The organism is Flavobacterium sp. EDS (assembly GCF_020991525.1).
Lineage (GTDB): Bacteria > Bacteroidota > Bacteroidia > Flavobacteriales > Flavobacteriaceae > Flavobacterium.
In genome coordinates, this window is the sequence record NZ_JAJMOZ010000020.1 from 43,234 (window position 1) to 70,125 (window position 26,892).

A 26,892-nucleotide genomic window follows, 5' to 3' on the forward strand; every position below is an offset into this window, starting at 1 on the left:
ATTATGGTTTTAAAGAAGGACTAGATTAATTTTGTCTGATAAATGGAAAGTGGATTTTTCAGAGTACCAGCAAATTGTTGATTCTTGAAGGGATTGGTAGCGTCAAGCATTTTTGTGCTGTTTTGCATTTGCAATCTATTTGAACATGTTTTAATGATCTCTGAATCAAATAAATCATACTTTCTGAATTTATCCTCCAGTTCAGGATATTCTGATTGGTATTCTGTTACGCATTCTGCTACAAGACTCCAAAAATCTTCTTCAGGCAGATTTACATGTTCTACCAATACATGATTTAGGTATCTGAAGAAAGAATCAAATATCTGAGTAAAAATTGATAGGATTTTAAGATCTTCAGGAACATTGATAATGATACGTTTGATTGTTTCTGGTAATTCTTTTTCCTGATTTACAATAGCTACTTCTTCACCAATGTCTTTCATAATTGCCCTAACTGGAACATTGTCACGGAATACCAGAATCAGATTTTCGCCGTGTGGCATAAAACGCATATCATGGTAATAAAAGCAATGTAAAAGCGGGCTAAGGTAAGATTGCAAATAGCTTTGAAGCCATTCTTTTGCATCTAAAGGGGAAGATTTAATTAATTCCGCCAGCAATGAGTTTCCATTAGTATCTATGTGAAGCAGTGCAGCCATAGTCATAAGACGTTCACCATTTGCTATTTTGTCCATCGGACTTTCTCTCCATAACGTAGACAACATTTTTTTATAAGGAGAATCTACTTTTATAGCCTCTTCGATGTACGCATTGGTGTAACCAACTGCAGCGATTTCTTTTAAAGTAGTAAAACCCTTTTTCTGAAGATAAGGATCATTCTCTACAAGGTTCGCAACCCATTCGCTAATTGGTGGGTTTGTTCGCATAAAATAAGGCGAAAGTCCTCTCATAAAGCCCATATTAAGAATAGAGAGAGCTGATTTGACATAAAATCTTTTAACATTGCTTACGTTAAAAAATGTACGTACTGATTGTTGAGGCATATACAAATCTTTACTATCACCTAAACAAACCAATTTTGATGCTGCAATATCTGGCGCAAATAAATAAATCAGTTTATTGTGCCATTGCCACGGATGAATAGGGAAAAAGATATAATCTTCTGGCTGAAGCCCTTTTTCTATAAGAATTGAATCAAATGATGCTTTTAAGTCTGTATCTAATTCCTGCTTCATTACTTGTTGGTAACTAAGAGGAGGAATACTCGTAAATTCGGTGTAATTTTTATGGCCTGCTACCCAAACCAGCGAAAGCGGTGTTGCTGCTTCAGGGCTGTAATTCTGATAATCTACTGCATCAAAGCCAATTCTGGCACTGTTGGCAACAAAACAAGGATGCCCGGCTGTCATAGCATGTTCTACATCGGCGTAACTTGCTTCTGTTAGATCTTTAGCTGAAAACTCGCTATTAGTATGCATATAAGCACTACCATAGAGACAGCTGATTACTTCTTCAAGGTAAGTAGGCAGATTTAGATCAGTAAAGCCTAATTCTTCTGTAAATTCAAGAAGAAAAGCGACAGCATCAAGAGGTTCAGGATTTCCGTGTACTGTTTTAGCAATAGAGTCTGTGTCAATATGCCAATGATCTAATGCAAGTATTTGTGCACGAAATTGATATTCTGTTATTCCATCTTGTGTATTAAGGTAGTAAAATCCCCATACTCCGTTAGTATTCTGTAATTGAGGACTAAGTAATAATTCATGTGAATACTCACATAGCATTTTTCTTAGCTGTATTCTATTTACTTTTTCCCATATTTCAGGTTGAAGATGTGATGTGACTAGTTGAGGGTTTAATTGACCGTTCTCATGTCTTACGATTCGGGATTTTTCTTTCATTGGGTATGGTTTAATGGATATGATTAGCTTTTCAAAGTGTGCTTTTTGATTAGGTAAGTTTTTTTTAAGCGCTATACTTAATTGCTTTAATCTGTTAAGATTTTGATAATGATCTTTTCCGTTAAGGGTAGGAAGCTAATGGTTCTATTTTTCATAATTATGGGGTAATTAGTTAACATTAGAAGGTTGTGTTTTGTTAGGCTGTCTGGTTCTGTAGTAGATTACATAGTTTTTTTTGGATGTGATAACAAGATTTATATTGTTTTTATGAGAATTACTATATATATTTGTCTTGTTTTTATTTATTCTAATTACAAATAACGATTTACTTCAGCAAAGTTATTTATAATAATTTTAAATAACAAAATTTATTTTGCATATTTTTCGTACTTAATTTTATCTAAATTATCACTAAATCTTTATTAAAGTTTATGGAAACAAGTATCATAGGTTCTTCATCTGAAGTTGCAACTCAGCTAATTAGATTTAGAAAAAGTATTTATGCTGATTCTTATATAGGGGGAAGTCTTTCGGATACTGTATTGCAGGAAATTCTAACTAATGCAACATGGGCGCCTACTCATAAAATGACAGAACCTTGGAGATTTATTGTGCTTGCAGGAAGTCAACTTGAAAAATATGGAAATTATATGGCAGACTATTACAAGTATCTGTATGAGGATATAGCCGATGTCGATAAAAAAGCGGCAAAGTATAATTATCTTAAAAAATACCCACTTAAAGCGGCCTGTCTTATAGGAGTGATTCTTTCTAAAAGCACCAAAGTGAATATTCCTGAATGGGAAGAATTGGCTGCAGTTTCCTGCGCTGTGCAAAATATGGCTATTAGTGCAACTTCGTATCAATTGGGTTCCTATTGGGATTCAAGTGCTGCTGCAATAGAATACGTGAAAACCTTTGGTCTTGAGGCTAATGAACAATCTTTAGGATTGTTTTTTATAGGTTATCCTGAGGAGTCGGCACTTTCTGTAACCAAAAGAAGAACAGCTATAGATAAAAAAGTTTCCTGGCATATTTAATAAAGGGTTTGAAATTACCTTGAAAACCATGCGAAACAAAAGTTGAGCTAAATTTTAAAAAGAAAATCTGCAGCTATAGCAATAAGGATAAGGCTTAGAACTTCACTTACAAAAAAATAAAGGCAGATAATAACCCCACCAGTGCGAATTGATTCGTGTATTTTCAGTACCGCTATCATTCTCAAAAAAAATCTTAATATTTCTCTTTTAAAACAAATAACTGTGCTAGTAAAAATACGTTCAATATTTACTTTATTCAGGATTGCATTGCAAGGAACTGAAAAGAATTTTACCTCAGGGAATGTAAACAGGGCGACCTTTTTATTATCCGTACCTACTATGTTAGAGCTTAGTATGGAGTCACTTTTTGTTTTAGTCGATCTTCTTTTTGTAAGTAGTCTGGGCGAAAATGCCATTACAGTCGTAGGGATTACTAACTCTGTAGTAATTCTTATTCAGTCAGTAGCAATGGGTTTGAGTATTGCGGCAACCGCAATGATTTCAAGAAGAGTAGGAGAACAAAAACCTCGTAGAGCTGGACAGACCGCAATGCAGGTCATTTATTTAGGAATTTTCCTTTCTGTGATATGCAGTGTTTTAGCCGTAATTTTTAACCAGGAGATTATGCGTTTTGCAGGTGGATCTGATCATTTGGTCAGCTATGGCAATGCTTTTTCTAAAACTATGTTTGCAGGACTCATTTTTATGATCATGCGTATTTTGATTAACGGAGTGTTCAGAGGCTCCGGAGATGCTTCGATGGCGATGCGAACCCTTGCATTTTCGAATGTTTTAAATGGTTTGCTATGTGCGGTACTAATCTTCGGATTGGGTCCATTTCCTAAGCTAGGCTTATTGGGAGCTGCAATAGCTATGGTGATTGCAAATGCCTTTAGTGTTGGTTACCAGTTATGGTATCTGTTTAAAAATAATGACACAATTATTATAGGAAAACGACAAATGTTGATGGTTCCTGTCCTAATGAAACGAATCTTAAAACTTGCAACTGCCGGAATGATTCAGAATCTGGTACCTTCTTCAAGTAGATTTTTAATGATTGTTATTGTTGCAAAACTTGGCGAAAATGTACTGGCCGGCTATATTATTGCCAATAGGATTATTATGTTTAGTGTTTTACCTGCTTACGGAATTGCTAATGCGGCTGGTGTATTGACCGGGCAAAACCTTGGCGCAAGACAGCCAGAAAGGGCAGAAGCTTCGGTATGGAAAACAGGAACCTTTAATATGTGTTTTCTGGGGCTTATTGCCATTTTTTTAATGTTTTACGCTAAAACTCTGGCAGGATTTTTTACCCATGATGAGCAAATCCTTTCTTATGCAAGTACCTATCTGCAGTATATGGCTATTGCTTACTTTTTCTTCGGTTACACCATGGTAATCTCTCGTGCGCTAAATGCAGCCGGAAGTGTAAACACGGTGACGGTACTTTATATCCTAATGTTTTATATGATTCAGCTTCCATTATCGTATTTACTGGGGACTTATTACGAATGGGGACCAAAAGGAATATTTATTGCAATCCTAATTTCGGAAATAGTATTGGCTACCAGTAGCATTTTAGTTTTTAGAACCGGCAAATGGAAAACGGTGAAGTTGTAAAAGATTTAAATTATAATTAAACCAATTAATTTGACAGAAACTTTAAAAAAGAAAGTCTTCACAGATTCAAAATAGATTTCAATCTTCACAACATATAAAAAAACCGCTGAAAGAATATCTTTCAACGGTTTCATTTTAGGATTGCTTATTGTGTGTAAACAATTTTATTTAATCAATAGTTTTTTACTTTGTTTAAATGATCCATCAGTAAGTATAACATGATAAATCCCTGTTGGTAAACTCTTGATGGTATAACTAGATGTATTACGTACAGTATCTATTACAACTCCATTATTATTGTAAATGGTAATAACTGCATTGGCACTATTTATATTTTCAAAAGAGAAGTTAACAACATCCGATGCAGGATTTGGAAACATTGTAAAAGATTTATTAGTACTTAAATCAGTGTTAGCTTCAGTTCCTGCAAGTGGAAGATTTATATCAAGATAACTACTCCAGTCACTTGTTCCTGCAGTATTAACTGCTCTTACCCTAAATCTGTAAGCAGTCTCTGTTCCTTGTTTTGGAATCCATAAATAATAAGTAGTAGATGTACCAGTGCTTGCCCATCCAGTTGCTGCTTTGTACAATTGTACTTCATAGCTTGTTGCATTTGCTACTTGTGTCCATGAAGCATAAAACCCTTGAGCATAAATTCCAGAATTAGTAATGTTTGTAGGCGTTGCCAAAGTTACAGGATTTGGATTTGATGGTCCAAAAGTAACTGTATAATCTTCGACTTCACCATCACCAATATTTCCACATACAGCAGTTGGATTTGAATTGTACTTCATTACAATGCGCATTCTGGTTGTTCCAGTCGCACTGTTTTGCACTGTAAAATTCCCTGTAACTGTGCCATTTGATGAAAGTCCATTAATTACTTTCTCTGATGCTTCGAATGTGTTGTTTTTATTGTAGTCTATCCAAATTCCCCATGATTCAGAATAATTTGAACTTGAGAATCCAGGTGTTAAACTCACAGGGATGCTTGCATTTGGTGTTAATGTAATATTCTTAGAAGTATAATTACCATATCCTGCTGCATCAGCTCCAGATGTATTTGTAAAATTTCCTATTACAATATCTTTAATATATTCATATTGATTGGATCCGTTAGCTGTACAATAGGCACTAGTACCTGAAATAACTGCTGTAGCAACATTCGAGTAATCTGAATAAGTTGTGTTAGCATTTGCTCTTACTTTATAAGTATATGTATTTCCAGCTGTTAATCCTGTATTTGTGTAGGTAGCAACATTTGCACCAAGTGTTGCAATTACACTATAAATACCGTCTGCCGAAGCTCTTTCTACAGTATAGGCAGTTTCATTAGTAGCATTATCTGTCCATGTTAATACCACCTGAAGCGAAGTAGAATTGGCAGTTGCTACTAAATTTGTTGGTGCTGCAACTGTTGTTCCACTTGTTGCTCCTGCAATTATGGCTTCAAAAGGTTTGGTATTATAGGCATAATCTGTAATTGAGTAACCATCACCATCAGCTGTTACTTTTATTTTAAACCATCCATAACAAGTTCTTCCTCTACTGGTGTATTCAAATCCTACATAGCCTGTTTGATTATCCCAAGTGGTGTAGGAAGCAGTGCGTAAGTCTAGTTGATCTGGGTATGAAGCTCCCGGAGTTACAAATATACTTGATGCGCCTATAGCTGTTCCTGCTGCAATTTTCGCAATATTTCTTGTACCCGTTAATCCTACTAATCTTTTTCCGTAGGTTTCAATTTTTAATGCATTGGCTGCAAATCGCCATGCTCCATATTCTGTATTATCACCAATGCCTAAATTTATATAATCCCATGTTGTAGCTGGAGAAACAATAAAATCTGGATTGTCTACATAAACGATTCCATATGGAGCATCGAATTTTATATTTATTGTTTTTGCAGGATTATCAAGAGTTGTTATTCCGCCTGTTATTGCTGCGTCTTTAAATGTAACGATTACTGCAGCATCGTTAGCAGGTAGGTGCGGACTTGCTTTTCCTGTGAATGTAAGTTTTACTTTTGAATTACTTTGTAATGTTAAAACAGCTGTTAAACCTGCAGGGACTCCCGAAATTGTATAATCTGTACCAGCTGTAAATGTTCCAGTACTTTTGGTAAATGTTCCGTTATTGGTCGAAAGAGAAATTTCTGTATTTGTTGTGATTCCACCATCATTTGCGTCAGCTTCATATAGTGTATTTGCAGATAAAACTACAGCAGTTTTTGGTGTCATTCCTGTATAAATTGATGCTCCTGGCTGTGTATTATAAGCATATTCTGAGATTGTATATCCGTCTCCATTTGCCGCAACAGTAACCTTAAACCATCCATAACAGGTTAAACCATCGATCAAATAATCAAAACCAACATATCCTGTTTTTCCGTCCCAGTTGGTGTAGGCTGCAGTTCGTAGATCCAATTGATTTGGATATGCTCCCGGTGCTGTGAAATTGTTTGTAGCGCCTACTTGTGCATTTGCCCCTAGCAGGGTAATGTTTTTAGTTCCTGTTTCGCATATTAATTTTTTGGCATAGGTTTCAATTTTTAAAGCATTAGCAGCAAATCTCCAACCACCAAAAGCAGGATCGTCTCCTTTTTCTATTTCAAAATATTTCCAAATTAAAGCTGATGAAACCGTTACGTCGGGCATATCAACAAAAAAAATCCCATAAGGATTTACAAATTTAAAATCGAAATATAAGCTTGTGCAAGATAAACCTGTTGTACCACCTGTAAATGCTGCGGGTAAAAATGTAATAGCTCCTTTGGTATTATTGGTTAGTAAATGACTTGTGGCTTTCCCTGTTAAGGTAACTGTTATTTGTGAATTGGAATTAACTGTAAGTATGGGGGTAATTCCTGCAGGGAAAGTATGTGTGAAATGTGTTCCTGAAATCATTGTTCCAGTGCTAATTGCTAGTGTTTTTGTTCCTGATATCGTTATTATTGATGATGTGTCAAAAGAACCGTCATTTGCTACTGCTTCCTTAAAAGAACTTTTATTTACAGTTAGTAAACTTCCGCTGTAATTAACTCCAGTTGCAATGAGATTGTTTTCTTGCCAAAGGGTTTTTCTTGCGGGATGTTCTAAGGCCGCGAGCATCCGGTCTATCTGACCCTGTGTGTACATTTTATAACATCCTTGCGCTCCATTGTACCCCATATAATTTTCATTGTTTACCCGATCACCGTTACAATTTGTTCCTTGTGTGCAGGCTAGAGTATGTAGTCCGTCTTCGAGTGGAGTATCTGCCACTTCATCTGTACCTGTACAACCACCTTCAAATGTGTGAATTAGATTTAAGAAATGTCCAAATTCATGTGTTAGAGTAGCCGAAAATTCTTTGCTATAGGAGTTGTCATATAAATAAGCTCCATTAAAAACAACCCTTGCGGTATTGTTTGCTGTCATACCTGAATCTGGATACCAAGCTACTCCAGAATTATTTAACGCTCCATCCTGATACAGATCATTTTGAATATATACGTTCATATACTTTGTATTGTCCCATGCATCAGCGGCAATTTGATCATCGTATCCGCCACCGTTTCCATAGCCATTTTTGGCTGAATGAAAAACGACTCCTGACGTACAGCCTCCGCTTGGATCAATCTTAGCAAGCTTGAATTCAATGTTTAGCGTGCCTCTTCTTGTTTGAAAAAATGGATCTACGGTTGCGTAATCAGCATTACGTCCGTTAAAATCATCATTAAGTTGTGCCAGGTGATTTACTATTTTCTCATATGTAACTGTTTTTCCGCTTTGCATATCTCCATAAATATGGAAGACAACTGGAATTACATAAGACGTTTGTAGCAATTTAGAGGTTGATTTCCTTTCTGCACTGAATTTTTTACTAAAAGCATCAAAGTTTTGCTTCTCTTTTAATGCATTAGGATTCTGTTTGTAGATTTTGTCATTTTCTTCTTTTGCTCTACAAGGAAGCCCTTGTGCGTTTGCTTTGAGAATGAAAATGAACGCCATAAATAATAATAATTTTGGTTTCATAATTTTTTTTGGGGTTTGTTAATAATGTGACCAAAGTTATCTGTATAGCTGAAAATAAGATTATACTATTTTATTTTATTTTGATATTAAATAATCTAATAAATTAACTTTAAAATTATAGTAAGTGTTTTTTTAATCATAATTAAATGAATTAAATTTAATTATGATTACGAGTTTATAAATAAAATGAAATATCAAACAACCTGAAATTATTGATTATTTGTTATAAAAAGAGTGTTTTCGTATTTATTTGTTTAAAAACCATTGCAAGATTTAAATAGCGTAAATACTATTAAAAAGAGAAAACATAAAAAAATAAGAAACTTTAAAAAAGGAGTTTCTTAAATTAGAGATTGTAGTAGGGGAGGAATTATGTGTTTTGCTTTATAAAGAAAACGGAAGTCTTTTCTATCATGGCTTCATAAATCCAGTTGGACTCACTTTTTTATATTTTTTATATATTTTATTAAAATGACTTGCATCTGTAAAACCTAATTTAGCAGCAATTTCATTTATATTATGACGGCCATTTTTAAGTAATTGATCAGCAGCTTTTAGTTTGGTTTGAATAATGTGCTGTTGAATAGAAACACCACTGTGTTTTTTTACATAAATGCTAATGTAGTTAGGAGACATTGAAAATAACTCTGCAATGTTTTCAATGCGCATTTTTTCGGCGTCCAATGCATGTAAGCGGGTATAACCTAAGATTTGATTTAGTTTATCAAGTTCTGTATTACTTGGACATTGGTCACCATGTTTAGATGTTGAATGACTTCTTGCCACCATCATCATTACTGCACCAAAAAGTTCTAATACAACTTCTCGACTGTAAGCACAAGTTTTGGTAAACTCAAATAATAATATTTGTAATAAGTTGCTAATGTGCTTTTTATCTTCTTCATCTGTTATTAAAGTTCCATCTACTGCAGATGGATTTTGGAGTAGAATCTTTATTATTTCCATCCATTTGGCAGTTTTACCACCTTCAAGTTTTTCTATAAAAAGCTGTTCTGTGAATTTTATAAAGATAAAACTAGTATTTTCTTCTATTTCAAATGAATGAGCATCTTCTGGTCTTAATAAAAAAGCATCTCCTTCTTTATAATTAAATAGCGTATCGTTTAAAATATGATTACCACTTCCTTTTTCTATAAAAATGAATTCATAAAAATTGTGTTTATGTATTGGGAATTCCCATTTGTCAAGTTGCAATCGAAATACATTTAAAGAATGGTAACTGGTGAAACGTTTCATAATGGATAATAAATTTGTACAAAAATACAATGAAAACATACAACATAACTTAGTTGTTAAAAAATATCTTTGTTTTTATAATCTGTTCTTTATAAACAGGATAATAAATAAAACAATGACAAAAAAAATAACAATATTTAGTTTCTTTATTTCTATCACCAGCTTTCTAACTATAAATGCACAAGTTCAGGATGATAAACCGATTTTTCATTATTCTATAATGGATGCTATGCGTAATGGGGTCTATACAGGTGATCTTACTATAAAAACACTGGCAAGCAAAGGTAACTTTGGACTAGGTACTTATAATTATTTAGATGGTGAAATGATTGCACTTGATGGTATTTTTTATCGAATAGCTCCTAATGGACAAGTTACTAAAGCTGAATCGGAGCGAATGGTACCTTTTGCTTCTGTCGCATTCTTTAAAGCTGATATATCTTATGAAATTACCGGTAGTAAGACTATCGAATTGCTTCAGCAGGAAATAATAAGCAAACTTCCATCTGCAAATAAACCTTATGCAGTGCGCATTGAATGCACTTTTGAATCAATTACAGTAGGAGGCGCTGAAAAACTTGATGATAAAAATACTACTGGTTTAGCAGAATTAATGAAAACGAGACCTCTTTATAAAAGGGAAAGAATTTCGGGAACGATGATTGGCTTCTATAACCCTCCATCATTTGCAGCTATAGATTTATCGCCTTTCCATTTCCATTTTTTATCTGATGATAGAACGTTTGGAGGACATTTAGTTGTAGGTGAATTATCTTCTGTGAAAATTAAAATAAGCATTGATGAAAATTCTGGTTATGAGATTATTTTACCACAGAAAAATAAAACCTTTGATAAACCCTGGCCACAACAAAGCGATATAAAAAGCTCTTATTAAATACTTAAATAAATATAAAATGATAAAATTAAAATTAGCAATACTAGTAGTTGTTGTTGTAATGACTTCGCATACAAACACAACAACAGCACAAAATGTCAAAGAAATACAATATATTAAGTTTGATGACTTGGGCTGGGAGCAATTGGGAAATAAATTGCAACGCAAATATGTATATGGTGAACAAGGAATGTTAGCCTTGTTTAAGATGGACAAAGGTGCAAAAGTACCACTACATCAACACCCTAACGAACAAACATCTTACATAACAAAAGGCAGTGTAAAAGTAACTATGCAAGGCAAAGATTATATTGTTAAAGCTGGAGAAGTACTTATAATTCCGGGCAATATACCGCATCAGTTTGAATGTCTAGAAGATGGAACACTTGATATTGATTTTTTTGCTCCTCCACGTAAAGATTGGATAGATGGTACCGCTAGTTACTTTGGTGATACAAATAAAACGAATAACAATCTTGAAGTAGTAGCTGCGATGGATGTACGTCCTGGTGATGTTGCTGTATCGGCTGAAGGTCGTGTTTTTGCAACAATACATCCATTAGGAAGTCAAAAAATACAATTGGTAGAAATTATAAACGGGAAAGCAATTCCATATCCTTCAAATATTTATCAAAAAAATGGAGCAAAGGCCAATGATGCTCAATTTGATGCTATGCTGGGCTTAATTTTTGATAAAAACAATCAATTATGGGTTATTGATATGGGACTGGAATTAGGAAAAACAAGGCTTTGGGCTTTTGACATTAATAAAAATAAAGTAATTCAAAAAATTGAATTGCCTTCGTCCGTAGCTCCAAAAGGCACATTTACTCAGGATGTAGCTATCGATGAAAAGAATAATTTTGCTTATTTGGCTGATATTGCTAATCCAGGAATTATTGTATTGAATTTAAAAACAAAAAAAGCACGCAGGTTTAGTGATCATACTTCATTGCAAGCTGAAGATAAAGACATGATTATTAAAGGTAAAATAACATATTTTGGCGGAAAACCAGCTCGTGTAGCTATTGATCCGATTACACTTTCTAGTGATAGAGAAACTATATTTTTTGGAGCAATGAATGGTAATTCATGGTATAAAGTACCTGCAAAATTATTAAGAGAAGGAAAGAATGATAGTATAATTGGAAGTTCAATTATAAAAGTAGGAAATAAACCATTTAGTGATGGAGCAATTACAGATGCAAATGGAAATCATTATTTTACTAACTTGCAGGAGCATGCAATTACAAAATTGGATGCAACAGGCAAATTAACCAATATCATACAAGATAATGATAAGTTATTATGGCCTGATAATGTTTATCAAGGTCCTGATGGCTGGTTGTACATTTCGGTAAATCAACTTGATAGCTCTCCTGCATTTACAGGAGTTAAGGATGAAGGTAAACCGCCTTATTATATTTATCGTTTTAAGCAGTAAATAGATTATTTTAATCAATTAATACTTAAGAAAGCTATGTTTACATTCTTTAAAATTTCTGTTTATACAGCTGTAGCAGCTATGTTTATATTGAGTTTAATTACGCTTAGTGATATTTTTATCCATAGTAATCAATTCCGTTTTTATGTTTTGACAGTTATAACAGCAATAATTTTTTTTGCCATTGGTCTTACAGGGATTGTAGTCTATAAAAATTTTAAAAACATCTATCAATATATTTCAAAAGATGATGAGCAGAATTTAGCAAGAGTGTCTGTTCGAAAATTGCTATTAATTTTTGGACTTATGGCAATAGCAATTACGCTATTTACATGTTCACTTTGCATGGGATTGTTAGAGAGAATGAACAGCGGGACTGCCTTGTTTGGGTAGAAAAAATACATTTATTTTATTGACCTATTTCGAGTGATTTAATCTAATCTAAATTTACAACTATTCAATGACTTCTTACAAAGATACAGGCATTGAACTGTGCTAACTTTGTCTAAAATTTAAACCTATAAAATATGATTTCAACTTATTTTAAAACAATAGTAACATTAACTTTTACGATGTTATTTTTATTATCTAATGCACAAGTTAAAAAAGAGACTAATGCTAAAAATTGGCCAAATGGCGCACAACTAGTGATTTCTGTATCTATGCAATTTGAGACAGGCGGGCAGCCTGAAGGCGCCGAAAGTCCTTTTTCAGGAAACCCATTACCAAAAGGCCAGCCTGATTTGCCTGCAGAAAGTTGGTTTCGATATGGAGCAAATGAAGGTATATACAGAATGTTAGATCTGTGGAAGAAATACAATATTAAAGTTACTTCGCACGTAGTAGGAGAGGCTGCTGTAAAATATCCTGAAATCGCTAAAGCTATTGCTGAAGGCGGTCATGAAATTGCTGCTCACGGAATGTCCTGGAATAATCAATGGAATATGAATTATGCAGATGAACTGGCATTTGTAAAAAAAGGAATTGATACCGTTGCGGCTATTACAGGTAAAAGGGGAGTTGGATATAATGCAAACTGGTTACGTAGAAGTCCTAATACGCTAAAAGTATTGCAAGAGCTTGGCTTTTTGTATCATATCGATGATTTAAGTCGAGATGAACCATTTATCACCAAAGTAAATGGTAAAAATTTTGTAGTAATGCCATACACATTGCGCAATAATGATATTGTAAATGTAGAAGGGAAACATTGGAGCCCTGATCAGTTCCTCGTACAATTAAAAATGGAGTTTGATCAACTTTATGTAGAAGGTGTAACTAAACGAAGAATGATGTCTATTAGTTTTCATGACAGAATAGGTGGAACACCTGCAATGGTTAATGCTATGGATAGCTTTATTAAATATGCAAAAAACAAAAAGGGAGTTGTATTTATGAGAAAAGATGACATTGCCAAAATGGTTCAAAATGATCCCAAAACACCCATTGATAATGCTGAAGAAAAATATAATAAATAATACTATAAAAAGATGAAAGCAATAGGATTTAAAACCTCATTACCACTAACAGTGCAAGATAGTTTTATTGAATTTGAAGCTGTTAAACCAATACCTGAAGCAAATGATTTATTGGTAAAAATTAATGCCATATCTGTAAATCCTGTCGATTTTAAAATTCGCCAAAACAGTGCTGTAAATACTGTTTTAGAATCTCCAAAAATTATTGGTTGGGATGCTGTAGGTGTAGTTGAAGCTGTTGGCGAAAGGGTAAACTTATTTAAAGTAGGAGATGAAGTATATTATGCTGGAGATATTACCAAACAAGGTAGTAATGCAGAGTATCAAATTATAGATGAGCGTATTGTAGGCAGAAAACCTAAAACACTTACTAACACAGAAGCTGCCGTTATACCGTTAACTGGTTTGACAGCTTGGGAAATACTTTTTGACCGCATTCGTATTAATCCTGAAAAAGACAAAGGTAAAACAGTCTTAATAATTGGTGGGGCTGGTGGAGTAGGTTCTATTGCGATTCAGTTAGCTAAAAAAATAGCAGGTTTAACTGTTATCGCTACCGCTTCCCGCCCAGAAACTATTGATTGGTGTAAAAAACAAGGAGCCGATCATGTGGTTAATCATAAGGACTTAATTTCTTCGGTTAGAGAATTAGGATTCCAATATGTTGATTTTATTCTCGATTTTGTAGATACAAATTCTTATTGGGATATTATGGTAGAACTCATTAAACCTCAAGGGCATATTGCCTCAATTACTGGCAGCAGTGATCCAATAGCTTTAAATAAACTTAAAAACAAAAGCGCTTCGTTTTCATGGGAACTAATGTATACGCGTTCTATGTTTCAAACTGAAGACATGCATGAGCAACATATTATTCTCAATAAAATTGCTGATTTATTAGATAATGGGACACTCAAAACAACCTTAAATGAAACGCTATCTGGTCTTACAGCAGATAATTTAAAAAAAGCACACCAACTCCTGGAATCTGGAAAAACAATTGGTAAAATTGCTATTAAATTTTAAATAAAAAAGAAAAAAATACTTCTGATGATAAATAGATAAAGCCTGTATTTGTCTGTCATTAAAGCAATTTTTATATAGGATTTAAAATAAAAAATATTTATTTTTATGCTATCAATTTATCTACAGCTACTATTTTTTAAGCATTTGTATACATGGTTATTGTGTTGCTTAGAAACTATGTAAGATGTTTTTAAATTGAGTTTAGTTCTTAAATTTTAATTTTTAAAAAAAATGAAAAAAAATATTTTAAAGAATATTATCTTTTTTGTAATTCTTTTTTGCAATGTAATAACAGTATTTGCTCAAGATAAAGTTGATACTGTTGTCATGCTCAATGGAGAAAAAAGAGAAGGAAAAGTTATTTCGGTAAAAGAGGATGCTATTAAATTTGCCTACAAAGGGGAAACTCTTGAATATGAGTTTAAAAAATCTGAAATAAATGAAATTGTATTTGCAAGTGGCAGAACAGAAGTAATAAATAAAGGTACAAATACTGAAGTTGTATCTTCGGGAGTTACATCAACAGGCAGAAAAGGAAAAATAGCCATATTGCCTTTTGAATTTATATCTAATGATACTTCTTTAAATGCCAATGCAATGGCGGAGCAATTACAAGCAGATAGTTATCTTTCTATAAAAGAAAACACCAACGGATTGGAATTGCAGGATCCTATTACAACAAATAGCCTTTTAGCAAAGAATAATATCTCACTTGCTAATTTGAAATCCATAAGTCCAAAAGAGATGGCTACATTGCTAGGAGTTGAAAATGTAGTGTATGGAATTGCTAATGTAACCAATAAAGGAACCTCTTCTTACGGAAGTGGTGTTACAAGTTACAACGACAAAGAAACCCAAAATAAGGAGGGCAGAAAAGAAACAACCAAATCATCTGGTTCTGCATATAACTCTAATAATGCCACTACAATGATTAATTATGAAACTAAAATTAATCTGAATATTTTTAATGATAAAGGAGCAAATTTATATTCAGAATCAAGAAATTCTTTCGGAACTGGATTTGATGCTTATCATGCTACAATTAACTATTTAATAAAGCGTTGTCCTTTTGGACCTAAAGCAAAGCATTAAATCGTTTGTGTACTATTAGAATTTTTATTTAGTTAATTCCTCATTATTACCCAATTTGCTCTATAGCCAAGTTCAGAATTCTTTTGTACAATTTACTATTAGAAATATGAACACTTAATTGGACTGTATACGTAAAGAAATAAATTTTTAATTCCTCAACATATGTAAACATTTTTGCTTTTTATATACCTGACTTTTGCCATGTAAATAAAAACTAAAAAAATGAAAACATTACTTACTACAGTTGCATTACTTGCATTATCTTTATCAATTTCTGCTCAAAAAATCATTCAAAAGAATGTATATAGCAAAAAGATGAACAAGGAAATAGAAACTGTAATTATTACTCCAAAATTTGTAAATGGTGAAAAATACAAAACCATTTATATACTCCATGGTTATAGCGGCAATCCGGATAGAACCTACAAGCAAGATATCCCAGATCTTGTAACCAAATCTCAAAAATATAAAACTATTTATGTATTGCCCAATGGCAATTTTAATAGTTGGTATGTAGATAGTCCTGTTGATAAAACTTCTCAATATCAAACCTTTATTGGAAAAGAATTAGTTGATTATATCGATGCTAATTATCCAACGACACAAAATAGAAAATCTAGAGGAATCTTAGGATGGAGTATGGGTGGATATGGTGCAACCAATATTGGAATTACCTATCAAAATACATTTTCGATAGTAGGCAGCACCTGTGGTGCATTAGATTTCACTCGATTTGGCGAAAGTTTTCATAATTATCAAGTAGATAAAGTTTTAGGTGAGTTTGTAAGTTTATCGAAACAGTATCTAACATTTGATAAAACGAAACAAATGCAATCGTCAAATCAGTTTTATATATTTGATTGTGGAACTGAGGATGCTCAAATGATAGCTATGAATAGAGATTTTCATAAACTCCTAACAAACGAAAAAATAGAACATCTTTATATTGAATCTCCAGGAGCACATGACACAGAATACTGGAGTAAAGCATTATCTAATCAGTTAGTATTATTTGAAAACTATTTTAATAATGATAAAATGTAAGGATGAAGATTGTATTGTTTTATATCCAGAGAATATAACTTTGACTTAAAAGATAATTCCTGTTTTAGCGAACAGGAATTATTTTATTTAATTTTGATTGTGTGTACGGATTGTAAATCAATGCTATATTTGTATACAATTTGAGTTTGAATTTAACTAAATGAAGAATAAAATACTAAGAGCTTCCTATATTTCATTTACTATTTTAATATTTCTCTTGGCTTTAGAAATTATTATAACAAATAATAAAATTAATAGTTTCGGAACATTTATTAGAGGGGCTAAAGTTGTCTTGTCGTATTTTTTTCACTTGCCTCTTTACATTATAAATTTAATATTGGTAATAAAAATACTTCTGTTTTATTTTAAAAATAAATTTAGAAAGCCTCTTAAAGCCTTTTATTTTATAATACCTTCTGTAATTTTTTATATATGCTGCATAATATATTTCATAAATGGCATAACATAACTGATAACTTCAGAAATTGTAGCTACTTTTAATACTAATTGAATACATATTTTACCTTTTCCAAATAATACTTAACATGAATTCCTATAAAGACATTTTAGATAAAAAAGAAGACTTTTATAGTTTAGCAATTACGTATTATTACAATATTGATCAAGAATATATAGATCACATTAGCAGGATTGTACCTAAATCAATCTCGCTATTAATTGATCATGAATTTATTCCGACACCATGTATTGAAATAAAGTTACAACTTCATCATAAAGAGGAAAACGAAGGCATCAGTTCATATTATTTATATGTTAATGAGAAAAAAGAATTTATTGATGAGTTTTTACACTAATTTATAAAACTAAAAAAACACTACAGATTTGCGTGGGCAAATACGACGTAGTGTTTTTTTTGAGTAAATAATCTATTGTAATACTGCTTTATAACAGTGTAGTTGTTTCAATAGACGCCTCTATAATTGAATTAATAATGGACAAAGTAAGCGGGTCTTGTTCTCCTGAAAAGAAAGTATCTAATACTTCCTGAAAAATAGGATTACTATTTTCTACCAAAGTAAAAAGCGTCATCGAAGATCTCAATTTTCTAGCTTCTAATTCTCCTAGAATTGATTCAGCAGATTTCATTTTAAAAGTTAGTATTAACTCAGAAATCTCGATAAGATGTTTTCCTAGGATGGGATGCGCGACAAATTCAGCCGCTTCATTTAAATCTAGAATAGCATAGTATTTAGAAGTATCGCTAGTACCTAATCCTGCAATTTGAGGGAAGATAAACCACATCCAGTGGGTTTCTTTTTTGCCCTTTTTTATTTCAGAAAGAGCAGTAAGATACAGATGGTTTTGTGCTTCTAAAAAGCGGATTAAATCTTTGTTTGTATTTGGCATTATAATGTCTTGTTGGGTAAAAAAAGAGTGCAAAAATACTTAAAAATATAGGTAATTCCAAATCAAAGATGCAGGTAATGTGTGTTTTATGACAAAGTAGTGTAATATCTTACTTTAATTACAGTATAAAATAACTTCAATTCTTAGTAACAATTTAACAGCAAAATAGGGGGAATTATTGCTTTATATTATCCCTTTATAATGCCATATATCCATTCACTATTTGAATTAAGAAACACAAGAAGCTTATTGTTTTAGCTAATTATATATATGACATTATTTTTGATGATTTTATTGCAAAAATTATAATTTTATTAAATAACAATTATTTTTTATGAAGTATAGTTATATCTTTGCTTAAAATTTTGGTCTATTTTTTCTTAATTTAAGTTAAAATAGTTAAAAGGGAATCAGGTGTAAATCCTGAACAGGCCCGCTACTGTAAGTTCTATATAAGTCTTTAAACGTTACTAATGTCACTGTTTGCTCAAGCAAATGGGAAGGCAGTTTTAAGGATAGAATAAGTCAGGAGACCTGCCAAAATCACATAGTTTAAAACTTTCGAGGAACAAAGTTGAAGAACAAGAAATTCACCCTATTATTCTATAATGGGCTTTTTTTCTTATGCTTCTGCATTATTATACCCCGATAAGTTTTTATAATTTATTTAGTGATGTATAATAAAAACAAAGTCCCTTTATTCGTTTTAACGTTATTTACTCCATTTTTGCTTTACTCTCAAGCATCTAATGATAGTATTCGTAAATTAAAAGAAGTAATTCTAAAAACTAAGCCTTATCAAGAAGTAATTCCTGTGCAAAGTCTTTCTGGAAAATTACTAGAAAACTTAGCTAGTCATAATGTTGCAGATGCACTACGCTATTTTGCAGGAACTCAAATTAAAGATTATGGAGGACTTGGAGGACTTAAAACTGTGGATGTCCGTAATATGGGAACACACCACGTAGGTGTTTTTTATGACGGCATACAACTAGGAAATGCACAAAACGGAGTCACTGATTTGGGTAAATACTCCTTAGATGACATGGAATCTCTTACCATGTACAACGGTCAAAAAAGCGAAATTTTTCAGTCAGCAAAAGACTTTGCAGCGGCTTCTACTATTTATTTAAGAACCAAACGGCCTGTTTTTGAAAATGGAAAAAAAACAAATCTATTGGTTCGATTTAAAACCATGTCTATAAATTATTTCAACCCGTCTTTTAGATGGGAACAAAAATTAAGTGACAAAGTAAGTATGAGCGTGAGTTCTGAATATATAAAATCTAATGGTGAATATAAATTTAGATACAAAAGAAACAATCAGGACGGTTCCGTAGCCTACGATACCACAGCCACAAGACATAATAGTGATATAGAAGCACTACGATTTGAATCAGGTCTTTACGGAAAAATGAAGAATGGATCTTGGGATGCTAAAGTATATTATTACGATTCGGATAGGGGAGCACCAGGAGCAATTGTCGAAAATAAGTTTTCTGATGGTTTCAGGCAATACGATAAAAATTTCTTCGCACAAACCTCACTAATAAAAGATTTTTCGAAAAAATACAAATTTCAGGCTAAGGCAAAATATGCTTATGATTATACGCATTATGTTGCCAGAGATACTACTAACATATTAGGCGAAACAGTAACCGAAGGAGCACAATCAGACGATAGTTATTATCAACAGGAAATATACTTCTCAGCAGTAAATATGTACAACATATTACCCACATGGGATGTTTCGTTATCGACAGATTTTCAATACAATAAACTTAATGCTACGAGAAAAGGCATACAGACTCAATTTTCTTTTCCGCAACGTTATACAGCATTATTTTCTTTAGCAAGTTCCTTTAGGCTTGGGCAGTTTAAAGCATTAGGTAGTGTTGTTGGTACTTACGTTCAGGAAGAAGTGCGGTATAACGCCAAAGCTCCTGATAAAAAAGAGTTTACTCCTGCCTTATTTATAGGATATACCCCTTTTAAAGACTACGATTTTAATTTAAGAGCATTTGCAAAGCGCATTTTTAGAATGCCCACTTTTAATGATTTATACTACACCATGATTGGGTCAAGTACTTTAAGACCCGAATATATGAACCAATATGATATTGGATTCACTTATAATTTACCTATTGAGAATAGTTTTTTTGATAAAATATCTATTCAGGTAGATGGTTATTACACAAATACCAAAGATAAAATTGTAGCGGCTCCAACAGGAAATTTATTTCGTTGGATGATGACCAATATGGGACAAGTAAAAGGAAAAGGAATAGAATCGGTACTTAATATAGGAATGCATATTGGTAATGTAAATTTAGCTACAAATCTTACCTACACTTATTCAGAAAGCAGGGATTATACAAAATTTGCTGGACTGGAATTATCCTCTTACGGAGATCAAATACCTTATACCCCTTGGCATAGTGGGTCTGGGATATTAAATGCTGATTACAAAACATGGAATTTCAACTACAGTTTTGTATATGTAGGAAAACGATATAACGGTAATGTAAACAATATTAAAATCAATGAAATTCAGCCTTGGTACACTCATGATCTAGCAGTACAAAAGTCTTTTGCTTTAAGCAAATATTTGATAAAAGGAACAATAGAGGTAAACAATGTACTTAATCAACAGTATGAAGTGATATACAATTATCCGATGCCGGGACGTACAATGAAATTTATAATCAGTATTGCGCTATGAAAAAGATAACTACACAATTAATCCTCGGTTTATTTATAGCCCTTTCTTTTACTTCTTGTAGAGAAGAAGAAACCATTTTTCCATCATCAGATAAGAGTGTTGCAGCACCAAGAAGTGATGGCAAGATAGAAGGTTTTTATCTGCTTAACGAAGGAAATATGGGGATGAACCGGGCAAGCATCGACATATTTAATTACAGAACCGGAAACTATACAACCGATATTTATTCAGAGAGAAACCCAACTGTAATAAAAGAATTGGGTGATGTAGGCAACGATATAAAAATATATGGTAATAAGGTTTATGCCGTAATCAATTGCTCAAATAAAGTTGAAGTAATCGACAAATGGTCGGCAAAACGTATCAAAAAAATTGATATTCCTAATTGTCGTTATGTCGCTTTTTATAAAGATAAAGCCTATGTAAGTTCTTATTCAGGACCTGTAGCCATTGACCCTAATGCAGAAATAGGTTTTGTTGCAGAAATCGATACCACTTCATTAGAAATTAAACGCAAAGTAAATGTGGGCTATCAACCAGAGCAAATGGTAGTAAGTAACGGAAAATTATATGTTGCCAATTCAGGAGGTTACAGAGTTCCTAATTATGACAGAACAGTATCTGTAATAGATCTTGAAACTTTTACTGAAATAAAAAAGATAGATGTAGGAATCAACCTTTATAGTATGCAAATAGACAGTCGAGGAGATATTTATGTGAGTTCCAGAGGAGATTATTACACTACACCATCAAACCTGTTTGTAATTGATACTAAAACAGATGCGAAAAAAATGCAACTCGATATTCCTGTTTTAGGAATGTGTTTAGTAGATGATTTACTCTATTTCTATAGCGTATCATGGAGCTATCTTACCAATAGTAATAAAGTAACCTACGGGATATTAGATACAAAAACCAAAAAGATAATTAGCGATAAGATAATCACAGATGGCACAGATAAACAAATAATGATTCCTTACGGACTTCAGGTAAATCCCGAAACAAAAGAAATTTACATCACCGATGCACAGAATTATGTTGTAACAGGCTATATCTATTGCTTTACTCCAGAGGGAAAACTAAAATGGAAAACCACCGCAGGAAATATACCTGCCCATATTGCTTTTATAACCAAAAACTAAAACAGTAATCATGTATAACAAATCTTTAAAACATTACCGGACGCTATTCCTTATACTCGCAGCGGCATTGGTAACCAATTGCTCTAGTGGAGACGATGGTGCAGATAACAGCAATCCACCAACAGGAAGTATTGGAAACAATGAGTATAATGCACAAAGAGCCACCATAATACCAATAACTATTAATAGTATAGCAAGCACAGATGCAACATACAGTTGGAGTATGACAAATGCTCCATCAGATAATTATTCTTTAGCAAATACCACAGCGAAAGAAGCCTTGTTTGTAGCGGCAGAAATTGGAACTTATGAATTATCAGTAATTGTAAATGACAAGGGGACTACACAAACACAAAAAGTAAAAGTACATATAAGTAAAGAGGCCAAAGACTATAAAACCTTTATTGCCAAAGTATTTGATTTTAAACCGGCACCTGGGCAGTTTATTAATGATTTACCTGCGGCCAATGATGGAGAAACATTTGATAAAATTTTAATGAGAGCCAATTCTTATCTAACCAAGAAAAATGGAGACTTAATTTCACTTGGTGCATTTGGAGGTTATATCGTTTTTGGGTTTGATCATACAATTGTAAATGTAAAGGGCAAACGCGATTTTAGAGTATTAGGAAATGCTTTTTGGGCAGATGCTAATCCTAATCCAGATGCAACCATGCGAGGTGGGAGTAGTGAGGCGGGAATTATAATGGTGTCTTACGACAAAAATAAAAATGGACTTCCTGATGATGAATGGTACGAAATAGAAGGTGCAGGCCATAAAATGGAAAAAACCATCAAGAATTATGAAATCACTTATTATAGACCAGATCCAAACAAAGTTCCTGTACCAGGAGGTGGTACAGGAACAGTGCTTTTTACTGATGTAGAATATATACTATGGAAAGACAATCAGGGAAAAACAGGTTATTTAGCACAAAACAATGCTTATAACCACTCCTTAGACTATTGGCCAAAATGGCTTAAAGATCAAGATAAAATCACTTTTAAAGGTACAAGATTACCCGATAATGCTGTTGATGAAAGCGGAACAGGAAGTTATTTTGTTCAGTATGCCTTTTTATACGGATATGCTGATAATGCTCCTAATAATGACAATGATTCAGCAATAGATATTGATTGGGCAATAGATAAAAACGGAAACAAAATTCATTTACCAGGAGTAGATTTTGTGAAAGTTTACAATGGACTCAATCAGCAAGCGGGATGGCTCGGAGAAACTTCTACCGAAATAATGGGAGCCACAGATTTGCACCTTTTAGGAGAAAATATTCCGACCAGACCATAAATTAAAAAGGATTTTAAATTAAAACTATAAAACCAGAAACCATGAAAAAAAACGTAACCCATTTATTATTCCTTGCCTTCTTAGTTATAGGATGTAGCAGTAATGATGATGATACAAAATCAGAAGAAGGCATAAAAGCAACTGAAATTACACTTCAAGAAAAACATGACATAGGAACATTTAATGTCTTAAATATAAATGCATCAGTTACTGTAACAAATCCGACATATCAGTGGATAATGACTAAAAATCCAGTGAATAAAACTACAGATTCTATCGTTGGAAGTTCTAAAGATTTAAGATTTATTGCATTGTACTCAGGTACCTATGAACTTACATTAAATGTTTCGGCAGACGGAAAAAAGGGAAGTAAAAAAACAATTGTAAATGTAACCAATGACACTAAAAATTACAATCCATATATAACAAGCATTTTTGACTTTAATCCTGCCCCAGGTATGTTTGCGAACGATTTATATAAAGTAGGATTTACAAAAGAAGATGTAGTACGAACTGCATTGGGTAGAATTAATGAAACCAGCGTAGGGTATCAGCTGGACTTGGGAGGATTTGGAGGTTCTATTATTGTAGGTTTCGATCATACTGTTATTAACAGTCCGGGACAAAAGGACTTTAGAGTTTATGGTGGAGATTTAACCGACAAAGGCAATCCCCCAGCTCCAGGATTACTATTTGTAGCCTATGACAAAAATGGTAATGGAAAACCAGATGATGATGAATGGTACGAGATCTTAGGAAGCCAGCATACAAAAGAAAATACAATTAAAGATTTTAAAATTACCTATCATAAAAAAGCTGCGGGTGTGCCTGTAGTAGTGGGAGGACCCTATGATATGTTTTCAGATCGTGAGCATATCTTTTGTGAAAACAACCAATCTGAGACCTATTACATGCCAAAATCTAAAACCCAAAAAGAATATTATCCTTTATGGGTTACTCAAAATACAGTTACATATGAAGGAACAAAACTTAACGTAGATTTTGTTACTGCACGTCCGGGACAAACTACCTTATGGAATTATAATGCTCCAGAATGGGGATATGCAAATGCAGTAAATCCAGATATTGATATTGACTGGGCAGTTGATAAAAATGGAAATAAAGCAAATCTGCCGGGGATAAATTTTATAAAAATTGTGAACTGTGTTAGTGAACCAATGGGACTTTGTCATCAGCAATCATCAATGGCTACTAAGTTTGCGGGTGCTGCAGATCTTCATTTATTAAAAAAATACAATTTAAAAAAAGTAAAAGAATAAGAATATGAAAAAGTATTTAAAACAAAGTCTATTTCTGTTAGCTATTGGCACTTTTTATTGCTGTAGTAATGACGATTCTAAACAGGGAGAGTCCGAAACACAACCTGTAAAACAAGCTACACTCTCATTAAAATTAGCCTCTGATTTTAAAGTAAGTAGATATAATGTTGTAACTGTAGATCCAGAAGTACTTATTGAAAATGGTGATACAGGGCTTGCGCAATATAAATGGACAGTTAAAGTAACTGGAACAGATGGAGTTGTTAAAGATTCTATTATTGGAGACACTAAGACGTTACAATTTATAGCACCTAAAGCAGCTGATTACGCAGTAGAACTCACAGTGACATTAGACAAATTAGTAAAACAAGCTTCAACCAAAGTTAAAGTTTCAGAAACAGGTAAAACCTACACTTCAAAAGCAGTATCACTTATTGATTATTTACCTGCACCTAGTTATAATAATGACAATCTTGAATTTAATACTAAATCAGAAGTTATGGCGCAAATTCAGTCTGATCTTATAGAAGGAAATGATATCGGATTAGGAACTTTTGGTGGATTTATAGTTACAGCATTTGACCATACAGTTATAAATGTACACGGGAAACGGGATCTTACAGTTTTAATGAATGAGAATAGCGGCAGCTTAAAATTCTCTCCTGTAAGTATATATGTTGCTTATGACGCCAATAAAAATGGGATTGCAGACGAAAATGAATGGTATGAAATTGCAGGCAGCGAACATCATAAATCTACTACTGTTAAAAATTATGAAGTAACGTATAACAAGCCAAATCCAAGTAAACCAGCCGTAACAGGTACAAAAGATTGGCAGTTTGATAAAGAGTATCTTAAATGGACAGATAATAAAAACACATCCAATTTTATTACAAAAACAAAAAAATGGAGGCGATATAATTATTATCCACAATGGTTGGGAGAATCTTATACACTAAAAGGAACAAAAATATACTTGCCTGTAAAAGATGTAAGTGGTGGAGAAGGTACAACATATAATGTAGGAACTTTCGAGTGGGGTTATGGAGGGATCAAAGATCCGTCAATAGATATTAGCTGGGCTGTAGATAATAATGGAAAAAAAGTGCACTTACCTGGAATTGATTTTGTTAAAGTATATGTTTCGACATTTGTAGAAGCAGGCGCTACAGACTTGGTAACCAGTCATTTTAAGCAAGCAGAAGATTTGAATTTTGCAAAAAGCAAATAATTTAAACTGCATATCCTAAAAAAAATATGCTATCGAAAAAACAATTAAAGAAGAATTATTAACCCCTAATTTTATAAATAATGAAAAAAGTAATTTATTTTTTGACAGTTGGTTTACTTTTAGGACTATCGTCCTGTAGTAACGATGAGGATGTTTTAATTGATGGTAATACAAATGCAGCTGTAAACAGTACAAATGCATCAACTAAGAGAATTCTCTCTGATCCTGCAATAGGAATTACAACAACCTTAAACCTTACTAATGCTTTATTAGCAAGCGGAACCAGTACAACAGGCGGTAAGTATTGGGCAAACACCTATGTGTCTAATACAAAACTAAATGTAGATATATTTACATTTTCGCACACTGCTACATCCGCTGGATACAACTACTGGGATGGTTTTATTGTTTCAAATGTAAACGATATTAAAGATTACGGTTCTGGTGCGGCACCTGGTGGATCAGATGGTTGGGTACCTCACCAATGGGGAACTATGGCAGGAAGTGGTTTTAATACTTCTTCTACAATTGCACCAGGAACTCCAGGAACAACAGGAGATCCTTACATTGTAGCTTATTGGTCTAGTTATTTAGATCCTAAAAATCCACAGGGAACAACTTTTACTGAAGGTGGTTTTTCAAACTGGATAAAAATAGGAAATACAGGAACATACCAAGTTAAAGGATTGAAAATTAATATGCATCCATGGCCTTATTATGGTTGTTTGAATGGAGATGGTTTCGCAAAGAAATTTGTCTCTGGTGATCATTTCGAATTATTAATTTATGGAGTTAATGCAAGCGGAATTATCTCTGCTCCAATTACACATACATTAGCAAATCACACAGGAACTTCTCTTGTAATGCCTACAGGATGGGTAGATATAACAGCCGCTAAGCTATCTAATTTAGGAGAAGTAAAATATCTTATTTTCCAGATGGCATCTACTGACTCAGATCCAACATACGGAATCAATACTGCTGCTTATTTTTGCTTAGACAAACTTTCAGTAAAACGAGTAGATTAAAATTGAATACAAATAATAGAAGAAGAGCCATTCAAAAG

20 protein-coding genes and 1 riboswitch are annotated in these 26,892 nt (G+C 33.1%); of the genes, 16 read left to right on the plus strand and 4 right to left on the minus strand.

Annotation, left to right across the window (positions count from 1 at the left end):
- Window positions 1–20 precede the first annotated feature (20 nt).
- On the minus strand, window positions 21–1,862 hold the full coding sequence (locus tag LPB87_RS19135) for an IucA/IucC family siderophore biosynthesis protein (RefSeq protein WP_230728952.1): 1,842 nt from the start codon (window positions 1,860–1,862) through the stop codon (window positions 21–23).
- A gap of 431 nt (window positions 1,863–2,293) precedes the next feature.
- Here LPB87_RS19135 and LPB87_RS19140 point away from each other — a divergent pair, with 431 nt between their 5' ends.
- A complete protein-coding gene (locus tag LPB87_RS19140; protein WP_129538557.1) occupies window positions 2,294–2,902 on the plus strand; it encodes a nitroreductase in 609 nt (202 codons plus the stop codon).
- 222 nt (window positions 2,903–3,124) lie between these two features.
- A complete protein-coding gene (locus LPB87_RS19145; protein ID WP_230728953.1) occupies window positions 3,125–4,522 on the plus strand; it encodes an MATE family efflux transporter in 1,398 nt (465 codons plus the stop codon).
- 164 nt (window positions 4,523–4,686) lie between these two features.
- Here LPB87_RS19145 and LPB87_RS19150 read toward each other — a convergent pair whose 3' ends face one another.
- Both LPB87_RS19150 and LPB87_RS19155 read right to left on the minus strand, forming a co-directional pair.
- Complete coding sequence (locus tag LPB87_RS19150) at window positions 4,687–8,541, minus strand: M43 family zinc metalloprotease (RefSeq protein WP_230728954.1); 3,855 nt, start codon at window positions 8,539–8,541, stop codon at window positions 4,687–4,689.
- 411 nt (window positions 8,542–8,952) lie between these two features.
- Complete coding sequence (locus tag LPB87_RS19155) at window positions 8,953–9,798, minus strand: AraC family transcriptional regulator (RefSeq protein WP_230728955.1); 846 nt, start codon at window positions 9,796–9,798, stop codon at window positions 8,953–8,955.
- Window position 9,799: 1 nt separating this feature from the next.
- On the opposite strand from LPB87_RS19155, the gene LPB87_RS19160 reads away from it, so the two are divergent.
- The 8 genes from LPB87_RS19160 to LPB87_RS19195 all read left to right on the plus strand — a co-directional run bounded on the left by LPB87_RS19160 (window position 9,800) and on the right by LPB87_RS19195 (window position 17,592).
- Window positions 9,800–10,693 carry an acetolactate decarboxylase gene (locus LPB87_RS19160; RefSeq protein WP_230728956.1) on the plus strand — a complete coding sequence of 298 codons (894 nt, stop codon included), beginning with the start codon at window positions 9,800–9,802 and terminating at the stop codon, window positions 10,691–10,693.
- Window positions 10,694–10,712: 19 nt separating this feature from the next.
- Window positions 10,713–12,137 carry an L-dopachrome tautomerase-related protein gene (locus tag LPB87_RS19165; protein WP_230728957.1) on the plus strand — a complete coding sequence of 475 codons (1,425 nt, stop codon included), beginning with the start codon at window positions 10,713–10,715 and terminating at the stop codon, window positions 12,135–12,137.
- Window positions 12,138–12,173: 36 nt separating this feature from the next.
- A complete protein-coding gene (locus LPB87_RS19170; protein ID WP_230728958.1) occupies window positions 12,174–12,530 on the plus strand; it encodes a hypothetical protein in 357 nt (118 codons plus the stop codon).
- 134 nt (window positions 12,531–12,664) lie between these two features.
- Complete coding sequence (locus LPB87_RS19175) at window positions 12,665–13,615, plus strand: polysaccharide deacetylase family protein (protein ID WP_230728959.1); 951 nt, start codon at window positions 12,665–12,667, stop codon at window positions 13,613–13,615.
- A gap of 12 nt (window positions 13,616–13,627) precedes the next feature.
- Window positions 13,628–14,641: a zinc-binding alcohol dehydrogenase family protein gene (locus tag LPB87_RS19180; protein ID WP_230728960.1), complete on the plus strand. Its 1,014-nt coding sequence runs from the start codon at window positions 13,628–13,630 to the stop codon at window positions 14,639–14,641.
- A 231-nt stretch (window positions 14,642–14,872) separates the two neighbouring features.
- The gene (locus tag LPB87_RS19185; RefSeq protein ID WP_129538549.1) at window positions 14,873–15,733 is read left to right on the plus strand and encodes a hypothetical protein; all 861 of its coding nucleotides are present in this window, start codon (window positions 14,873–14,875) and stop codon (window positions 15,731–15,733) included.
- Window positions 15,734–15,955: 222 nt separating this feature from the next.
- Window positions 15,956–16,777 (plus strand): alpha/beta hydrolase-fold protein, encoded by an 822-nt coding sequence (locus LPB87_RS19190; protein ID WP_230728961.1) that lies wholly within the window; start codon window positions 15,956–15,958, stop codon window positions 16,775–16,777.
- A gap of 545 nt (window positions 16,778–17,322) precedes the next feature.
- A complete protein-coding gene (locus LPB87_RS19195) occupies window positions 17,323–17,592 on the plus strand; it encodes a hypothetical protein (RefSeq protein WP_230728962.1) in 270 nt (89 codons plus the stop codon).
- Between the two features lie 88 nt (window positions 17,593–17,680).
- On the opposite strand, the gene LPB87_RS19200 is transcribed toward LPB87_RS19195, so the two are convergent.
- Complete coding sequence (locus LPB87_RS19200) at window positions 17,681–18,145, minus strand: DUF1810 domain-containing protein (protein ID WP_230728963.1); 465 nt, start codon at window positions 18,143–18,145, stop codon at window positions 17,681–17,683.
- Between the two features lie 349 nt (window positions 18,146–18,494).
- A riboswitch (cobalamin riboswitch) is annotated at window positions 18,495–18,702 on the plus strand.
- Between the two features lie 116 nt (window positions 18,703–18,818).
- Between LPB87_RS19200 and LPB87_RS19205 the strand changes: the two genes are divergently transcribed.
- From LPB87_RS19205 to LPB87_RS19230, 6 genes are all read left to right on the plus strand, one after another.
- On the plus strand, window positions 18,819–20,867 hold the full coding sequence (locus LPB87_RS19205) for a TonB-dependent receptor plug domain-containing protein (protein WP_230728964.1): 2,049 nt from the start codon (window positions 18,819–18,821) through the stop codon (window positions 20,865–20,867).
- Window positions 20,864–22,009 (plus strand): DUF5074 domain-containing protein, encoded by a 1,146-nt coding sequence (locus tag LPB87_RS19210; protein ID WP_230728965.1) that lies wholly within the window; start codon window positions 20,864–20,866, stop codon window positions 22,007–22,009. The genes LPB87_RS19205 and LPB87_RS19210 overlap by 4 nt, the downstream gene beginning before the upstream one ends.
- A gap of 10 nt (window positions 22,010–22,019) precedes the next feature.
- On the plus strand, window positions 22,020–23,315 hold the full coding sequence (locus LPB87_RS19215) for a cell surface protein (RefSeq protein WP_230728966.1): 1,296 nt from the start codon (window positions 22,020–22,022) through the stop codon (window positions 23,313–23,315).
- Between the two features lie 41 nt (window positions 23,316–23,356).
- Window positions 23,357–24,595 (plus strand): hypothetical protein, encoded by a 1,239-nt coding sequence (locus LPB87_RS19220; RefSeq protein WP_230728967.1) that lies wholly within the window; start codon window positions 23,357–23,359, stop codon window positions 24,593–24,595.
- Between the two features lie 4 nt (window positions 24,596–24,599).
- Window positions 24,600–25,826: a hypothetical protein gene (locus LPB87_RS19225; protein WP_230728968.1), complete on the plus strand. Its 1,227-nt coding sequence runs from the start codon at window positions 24,600–24,602 to the stop codon at window positions 25,824–25,826.
- A gap of 80 nt (window positions 25,827–25,906) precedes the next feature.
- Window positions 25,907–26,854 carry a DUF4465 domain-containing protein gene (locus LPB87_RS19230; RefSeq protein ID WP_230728969.1) on the plus strand — a complete coding sequence of 316 codons (948 nt, stop codon included), beginning with the start codon at window positions 25,907–25,909 and terminating at the stop codon, window positions 26,852–26,854.
- Window positions 26,855–26,892 lie beyond the last annotated feature (38 nt).